General features: G+C 52.9%; 5 protein-coding genes and 1 tRNA gene. All 6 read left to right on the top strand.

From position 1 onward, the window contains the following. Positions 1 to 441 precede the first annotated feature (441 nt). Positions 442 to 2,232: a 2-isopropylmalate synthase gene (locus ACEYDX_RS10330; protein WP_373741934.1), complete on the top strand. Its 1,791-nt coding sequence runs from the start codon at positions 442 to 444 to the stop codon at positions 2,230 to 2,232. A 370-nt stretch (positions 2,233 to 2,602) separates the two neighbouring features. Further along, the gene (locus tag ACEYDX_RS10325) at positions 2,603 to 3,664 is read left to right on the top strand and encodes a sulfate ABC transporter substrate-binding protein (RefSeq protein ID WP_373741933.1); all 1,062 of its coding nucleotides are present in this window, start codon (positions 2,603 to 2,605) and stop codon (positions 3,662 to 3,664) included. Positions 3,665 to 3,805: 141 nt separating this feature from the next. Beyond that, positions 3,806 to 3,881, top strand: a tRNA-Asn gene (locus ACEYDX_RS10320). A 255-nt stretch (positions 3,882 to 4,136) separates the two neighbouring features. Further along, entirely contained in the window at positions 4,137 to 5,486 is a 1,350-nt protein-coding gene (locus ACEYDX_RS10315) for a deoxyguanosinetriphosphate triphosphohydrolase (RefSeq protein ID WP_373741936.1), read from the top strand. Positions 5,487 to 5,846: 360 nt separating this feature from the next. Further along, complete coding sequence (gene uvrB, locus ACEYDX_RS10310) at positions 5,847 to 7,874, top strand: excinuclease ABC subunit UvrB (RefSeq protein ID WP_373741932.1); 2,028 nt, start codon at positions 5,847 to 5,849, stop codon at positions 7,872 to 7,874. An 84-nt stretch (positions 7,875 to 7,958) separates the two neighbouring features. Further along, positions 7,959 to 8,352: pentapeptide repeat-containing protein (locus tag ACEYDX_RS10305; RefSeq protein ID WP_373741935.1), on the top strand; the 394-nt coding region annotated here is incomplete at its 3' end.

The following is an 8,352-nucleotide window of genomic DNA, read 5'->3' as shown; positions in this document are numbered from 1 at the left end:
GCTTCCACCTTATAGCCCCGATCTGAATCAGATAGAGAAAAAGTGGGCTTGGATTAAAGGTGTTAGGAATCGGCTGCGAATTACGGATGTGGATTGGCTGTTTCAGGTGTGTATCGATAAATAAGTTTATTTGCTATAACAACGGTCAGCTGGGTACTGGGACGGAAGATTACTTTGCCGGCCGGTTCGGGAGTTTGGGATGTCTGCATAATATTTTGAATTTAAAGGAAGATAAAAATGGAACCTATTTTAGCATGTGTCGGGCTGCGGCAGTTGCCAGGCCGTCTGAAAAAACAAATTGGACAATATGTATAGAAAATATACTTGTGTTTATACATTTTTTTGATTGACTACAGAAATTTGTTGTCTAATTGTCCAATATGCGTATAATGGCAGGCAAGCCACCCACCCGAATCATCTGAAATTGGACAAATACAGACCATGCAATTGGACATTGACCGTTTAATCGCCTATTTCGGCGGCGTAAATGCGCTGGCCGAAGCCCTGAAGCAGCACAATCCCGACCATGCCGCATCGACCGCCGCCATCTATAAATGGCGCGTCCGCGGTTCGCTGCCGCTTTCGCAACTGCAAAACCTGACTGCTTTGGCCGAAGCGCAGGGCAGGCCGCTGGATTTGAATGCCTTTATAAACCAAGAAACCGCTCTGGAGAAGCAAAACATGGACACAAACAACCGCGTGATTATTTTCGACACCACCTTGCGCGACGGCGAACAATCGCCCGGTGCCGCCATGACCAAAGAGGAAAAAGTCCGCATCGCCCGCCAGCTTGAAAAAATGGGCGTGGACGTGATTGAAGCGGGTTTTGCCGCAGCCAGTCCGGGAGATTGGGAAGCCGTGCACGAAATCGCCAAAACGCTGACCAAAGCGACGGTCTGCTCTTTAAGCCGCGCCGTCGAACGCGACATCCGCCGTGCGGGCGAAGCCGTTGCTCCTGCGCCGAAAAAACGCATCCACACCTTCATCGCCACCAGTCCTATTCATATGGAACACAAGCTGAAAATGAAGCCGAAGCAGGTTATCGAAGCAGCGGTCAAGGCGGTGAAAATCGCCAAGGAATATACGGATGATGTAGAGTTTTCCTGCGAAGATGCATTGCGTTCCGAAATCGATTTTCTGGCGGAAATCTGCGGTGCGGTGATTGAGGCGGGTGCCACCACCATCAATATTCCCGATACCGTCGGTTATTCGGTTCCGCACCACACCGAAGCGTTTTTCCGAGAACTGATTGCCAAAACGCCCAACGGCGGCAAAGTGATCTGGTCGGCACACTGCCACAACGATTTGGGTTTGGCGGTGGCCAATTCGCTGGCGGCTTTGAAAGGCGGTGCGCGCCAAGTCGAGTGTACGGTGAACGGCTTGGGCGAACGTGCGGGCAATGCGTCGATTGAGGAAATCGTGATGGCGCTGAACGTGCGCCGCGACGTATTCGGCTTGGAAACCGGCATCGACACCACCCAAATCGTGCCCGCATCGAAACTGGTATCCACCATCACGGGCTATCCCGTGCAGCCGAACAAAGCCATTGTCGGCGCCAACGCCTTTGCCCACGAATCGGGCATTCACCAAGACGGCGTATTGAAACACCGCGAAACCTACGAAATCATGTCCGCCGAATCTGTGGGCTGGACGGCCAACCGCCTGACTTTGGGCAAACTTTCCGGCCGCAATGCCTTCAAAACCAAGCTGGCCGATTTGGGCATCGAGTTGGACAGTGAAGAAGCATTGAATGCTGCGTTCGCCCGCTTCAAAGAGCTGGCCGACAAAAAACGCGAAATCTTTGACGAAGACCTGCACGCGCTCGTATCCGACGAAATCGGCAGCATGACGCAGGAGCATTTCAAATTCGTGTCGCAGAAAATCACCACCGAAACGGGCGAAGAACCGCGTGCCGAAGTAGTGTTTACGGTAAAAGGCATGGAACAGCGCGCTTCGGCAACAGGTTCCGGCCCCGTTGATGCGATTTTTAAAGCGATTGAGAGCGTGGCTGCCAGCGGAGCAACCTTGCAGCTGTATTCCGTCAACGCCGTTACCGAGGGTACGGAAAGCCAGGGCGAAACCGCCGTCCGGTTGTCGCGCAGCGGCAGGGTCGTCAACGGGCAGGGCGCGGATACCGATGTTTTGGTGGCCACCGCCAAAGCCTATCTGTCGGCGCTCAACAAACTCGAATCCGGCGTGGAAAAAGTTAAGGCACAGGGCGGAACGGTTTAAGGCCGCAGCTTGGTTTGGATAAGTAAAGGCCGTCTGAAAAATTTTCAGACGGCCTTTAAGATATTTTTGCAAAGGTCTCGGCCTTTGTTTATTAAAACGACTGCACCGATAAGGGAAAGACAAAACGTTCAGGCCGTCTGACACATTTGTCTGAATCCATCCTGCTCTCCCGCAGAAGGGGGAACAGGTTGCCGAAACATCAGATTCTTGTTTGGACACTGCTTGAATAACGGCACGGCTTGATTCCATCCATTTCCGCCGTCCCGCCATATAACCAAACCTGATTTGCAAACAAGCAATCAGTATTTTGCATTTTCAGACGGCCTGTGTAATATCCGCAGCATCCCAAATATACCGATAAGGAATCATCATGACGACCGTCCGCTCATTCGTATTTACCGGCCTTGCCGCAGCCGCGCTGGCCGCCTGTTCGCCGCAGTCGGAACAAAAGTCTGCCAACGGTTCGGCAGACGCATCCGGGAAAGATGTGAAACTGATGAACGTTTCCTATGATGTGGCCCGCGATTTTTATAAAGAATACAACCCGTTGTTTGTCAAAGAATACAAAGCGAAAAACGGCGGAGCGGAAATCGACATCCAGCAGTCCCACGGCGGTTCGAGCAAGCAGGCGCTGGCGGTGTCCAACGGTTTGCAGGCCGACGTGGTTACGATGAACCAGACTTCCGACATCCAGCTTCTCGAGAAAAAAGGGCTGGTAAAAGCAGGTTGGACAAGCCGTCTGCCCGACAACGCCGTGCCGTTTACCAGCACCACCGTATTTCTCGTGCGCAAAGGCAATCCGAAGCAGGTCAAAGACTGGGCGGATTTGGCCAAAGACGGCGTACAACTTGTGATTGCCAACCCGAAAACGTCGGGTAACGGCCGTTATGCCTTTCTCGGCGCTTACGGCTACGGTATGAAGGCTAACGGCGGCGATGAGGCGAAAGCAGCCGAATTTACCGCAAAAATGCTGAAAAACGCGCCGGTGTTGGAAAACGGCGGCCGTGCCGCCACCACCACGTTTGCACAACGCAATATCGGTGACGTGCTGATTACTTTTGAAAACGAAGCCAATCATGTGAGCCGCAAACTTGCGCCGGGGCAGTTTGAAATCGTTTATCCGAGTTACACGATTCTGTCGGAAAACCCCGTAGCTGTGGTGGACAGCGTGGCCGGCAAAAAAGGGACGCAGGCAGCCGCTGCCGAATATTTGAAATACCTGTGGAGCGAACCGGCGCAGGAACTCGCCGCCAAGTTCTACCTGCGCCCGCAAAACAAGACCGTAGCGGAAAAACACAAAGCCGATTTTCCCGCGATGGAAACGTTCAGACCTGAAGACGTGTTCGGCAACTGGGACGCGATTGCCAAGAAATTCTTTGCCGACGGTGCTTTGTTCGACAAATTGGCCACGGGCAGTAAAACCGCGAAATAAGGTTTGATGCCCTTGCGCCGGCATTGGGTGGCTTGGTGCGGCTTGCGTCCTAAGGCAGGTTTTTCAGACGGCCTGCCGCATGCAGAGGCCGTCTGAAAAACCTGTTGACACATTTGTTCCGCACGGTATAATGCACGCCATTCCCTGATAGCTCAGTCGGTAGAGCGACGGACTGTTAATCCGCAGGTCCCTGGTTCGAGCCCAGGTCGGGGAGCCAAACATCATGCTCCGAACTTCAGGTTCGGGGCATTTTTACATTCGGGCCGTCTGAAAAACGTTAAAACGTTTGGCAGGAATCACGAATCGGTTCGGAATCCGGTTTGCCGTGATTTCCATGCCGACGGAATCCGTATCTGTTTTAACATACATGGCTGGGGCAGCAATTACCTGTTTCCGACCTGAGCTGCTTCGGCAGGATGACGATACGGAATTTTTCAGACGGCCTTATCCGAAAGAGACCATCATGACCGCAATGAATTGGCCGCAGCTTCTTTCCACCCGCCGCTTCCGTGCCAAAGAAGGCGATATTGTCGCCACCGTAACCCCTTCGACTCAGGAAGGGGCGGATGCGTTGCGCACGGATTTCCACATCGACTACGACCGCGTGGTGTTTTCCAGCGCGTTCCGGCGGCTCGGGCGCAAAACGCAGGTGCATCCGTTTGCGGAACACGACCATACGCACAACCGCCTGACCCACAGCGTAGAAGTGGCGAGCGTGGGACGGAGTTTGGGCAACCGTGTCGGCATGATGATGCAGGCAGGCGGACTGCTGCCGCAGGGCAACACGCCGAGCGACATCGGTGCGGTGGTACAGGTGGCTTGTCTGGCACATGATTTGGGCAATCCGCCGTTCGGCCACACCGGCGAAGACGCATTGCGCGACTGGTTCCGCAACCCCGCCCATGCGCGCTATCTCGAAACTTTGGGCGAAGCCGAGTGCAACGACGTACAGACCTACGAAGGCAACGCCCACAGCCTGCGCATTCTGGCCAGCTTGGAAATGTACCGCAACAAAGGCGGTATGCGTCTGACCGCTGCCACCATCGGCACGCTGCTGAAATATCCGTGGACAACGCTCGACGAACGCGGCCGCAAAAAATTCAACATCTACCAAACCGAGCTGCCGTTTATGCGCCGCGTGGCCGATGAATTGGGGCTGATAGAGCAGGGCAGCGACAGATGGGCGCGGCATCCCCTGTCCTATCTGATGGAAGCCGCCGACGATATCTGCTATGCCCTGCTTGATTTGGAAGACGCGGTAGAAATCGGCTTGCTCGGCGATGCCGAAGTGGAAAGCATTTTGGCCGAGCTGACCTTTACCGAAAGCACCGCCGCATGGCAGGCTCAAACCAGCCGCCAGCGTTGCGCCATGCTGCGCGGCATGGCCATCGGGCGTGCCGTGGACGATGTCGCCCAAACCTTCATTACCCACCATCAGGACTTGCTGCGCGGCGAGTTTAAAGGCAAAGACCTGATTGCCCTGTGCAGCCCTGAAGTGCAGAATACGCTGGAGAAGGCCAAAGAACTGGCGCGCACCCGCATTTTCCGCCACCAAAGCAAGTTGATGACCGAAATCGCCGCCTTTCCCTGTCTCGGCCTGATACTCGACCTGCTTGTGCCGGCTGTTCATGCGCTGATTACCGAAGGCCGTCTGAACACCCGACAGTCGCTGGCATTGGAAGTGTTGAAAACCAACGACCCGATCAGCCGCGACGATACGCTGTACGAAGCCTATATGAAAATCCTGGATTTCACGGGCGGCATGACCGACAACGCCGCCGCGCGCATGGCCCGGGAAGTATCGGGTATCGGCATGATTTGAATATAACGTTTGCCGAATCGCCAAAGGCCGTCTGAAAAAAGTTTTCAGACGGCCTTTGGCTTATTTCCCGATTGACCGTATCCGTTCTCTTAATTTCTCCTCTCTACCGTCATTCCCGCACAGGTAGGAATCCAGACTTTGAATGCTAAGGAATAGTTGTTTTTCCGACGGATGCAGAAAATTCAAACTTCTGGATTCCTGCCTTTGTGCGAGTAATGTGTATTTCTGAACGGGGATGATGGGATTTTGGTTTCAAGTGGCACGAAGTATCGCTTGCTCATCGATACCGACCGAAACTGTTGTGCAAAACACAGCCTTGCTATAATCCGCCAAGTTTCCCGTCTTTTAAGGCCGTCTGAAATGCAAATCATCCAATACGAAAATTCCCCCTTCAAACTGCACCAGCCTTTCCCGCCCGCCGGCGACCAGCCCACCGCCATCGCCGGCCTGCTCGAAGGTTTGGAAGACGGCTTATCCTACCAAACCCTGCTCGGCGTAACCGGCTCCGGCAAAACCTACACGATGGCGAACGTCATCGCACAGAGCGGCCGCCCGGCCATCATCATGGCGCACAACAAAACGCTGGCGGCGCAGCTTTATGCCGAGATGCGTGAGTTTTTCCCTGAAAATGCGGTGGAATATTTCGTGTCTTACTACGATTACTACCAGCCCGAAGCCTATGTGCCCAGCCGCGATCTGTTTATCGAAAAAGATTCGGCGATTAACGAACACATCGAGCAGATGCGGCTTTCCGCCACCAAAAACCTGATGACGCGCAACGACGTGATTATCGTTGCCACCGTTTCCGCCATTTACGGTATCGGCGACCCCACCGAATACCAACAAATGGTGCTGTCGGTAAAAGAAGGCGACACACTCAGCCAGCGCGACATCATTTCCACCCTCGTTTCCATGCAATACGAGCGCGGCGAAATGGATTTCAAACGCGGCTCGTTCCGCGTGCGCGGCGACGTGATCGACGTTTACCCCGCCGAAAGCTCCGACAACGCCCTGCGCATCAGCCTGTTCGACGACGAAATCGACCGCCTCGACCTCTTCGACCCGCTCACCGGCGGCAGCCTGCAACGCGTCGGCCGCTACACCGTGTTCCCCAGCAGCCACTACGTTACCCCGCGCGACACCGTGTTGCGCGCCTGCGAATCGATTAAAGAAGAATTGCGCGAACGCATCGCTTTTTTCACCCAAGAAAACCGCCCCGTAGAAACCCAACGCATCGAGCAGCGCACCCGCTTCGACCTCGAAATGCTTTATGAAATGGGCTTCTGCAAAGGCATCGAAAACTACTCGCGCCACTTTTCCGGCAAAAAAGAAGGCGAACCGCCGCCCACCCTGATGGATTATCTGCCAAGCAACGCCATCATGTTTATTGACGAGAGCCACGTTACCGTAACCCAAATCGGCGGCATGTACAAAGGCGACGCATCGCGCAAACAAAATCTGGTCGATTATGGTTTCAGGCTGCCTTCCGCGCGCGACAACCGCCCGCTCAAATTCCACGAATTTGAAAAAATCATGCCGCAAACCATCTTCGTTTCCGCCACCCCCGCCAAATACGAAGAAGAGCACGCCGGCCAAGTGGTCGAGCAAGTCGTCCGCCCCACCGGCCTCGTCGATCCGCAAATCATCATCCGCCCCGTCTCCACCCAAGTGGACGATTTATTAAGCGAAATTAACGAGCGCATCGGCAAAGGCGAGCGCGTGCTGGTAACCACGCTCACCAAACGCATGGCCGAACAGCTCACCGATTATTACAGCGAACTGGGCATCAAAGTGCGCTACCTGCACAGCGACATCGACACCGTCGAGCGCGTCGAAATCATCCGCGATTTGCGCCTCGGCCTCTTTGACGTACTCGTCGGCATCAACCTGCTGCGCGAAGGTTTGGACATCCCCGAAGTATCGCTGGTGGCCATACTCGATGCCGACAAAGAAGGCTTCCTGCGCAGCCACCGCAGCCTGATCCAAACCATAGGCCGCGCCGCCCGCAACGTCAACGGCGTCGCCATCCTCTACGCCGACAAAATCACCGACTCCATGCGCGCTGCCATCGACGAAACCGAACGCCGCCGCGAAAAACAGATGAAATTCAACCAAGAACATGGCATCGTACCGCAGCAAATCAACAAAAAAATCAAAGACATCATCGACGGCGTGTACCACGAAGAAAGCGGCAGCAAAGGCCGTCTGAAAAATAAGGGCAAAGTTAAAGTCGGCGAAATCCACACCGAAGAAGACGCGCTTAAAGAAATCGCCAAGCTGGAGAAACAGATGCAGCAGGCGGCCAGGGACTTGCAGTTTGAGGAAGCAGCGGTGTTGAGGGATAAGATTCGCGGGATTAAGGAAGGGTTATTGTTTGGGGCAGAGTAATATTTTTTAGGATTAAATTATGTTAAATAATGCTGATAAAAAAGATATAGTTATTGCAATCATGATTCAAGGCATAGTTGTTTCATTCATAAAAATTTTAATAAAACATGTTCCTACCATACAAATTTCTCCCATTCAAAATTTATCAATGTATCGCTTATAGGAGCTAAATTTAAATTTAGTTCTTTATTTGGTGCAGAGTTTGATAATTGCTACATAAGAGGAGCGTTATTTAGAAGATGTAATCTTCAAAATTGTACGTTTAGGAATTGTATAATTTCTTCAACAATATTTGAACGGTGCAAGGTAAAGAATTGTTTTTTTGAAAATTGTAAAATTCTCCATGTGAAACTTCCTCAATCTATAAAATATTCGGAAAGTACTAAAATATTTGAAAATTATCCACGAGTAAGCCAGTTTAAAGCGGAACTGTGTTACGAAATAGAGCAGTTAAGAAGAAACAGATTCATTAGAAGAT

This window comes from Neisseria sp., from assembly GCF_041804105.1.
Taxonomy (GTDB): Bacteria; Pseudomonadota; Gammaproteobacteria; order Burkholderiales; family Neisseriaceae; genus Neisseria.
This window is presented reverse-complemented; position numbering and strand designations above follow the sequence as displayed.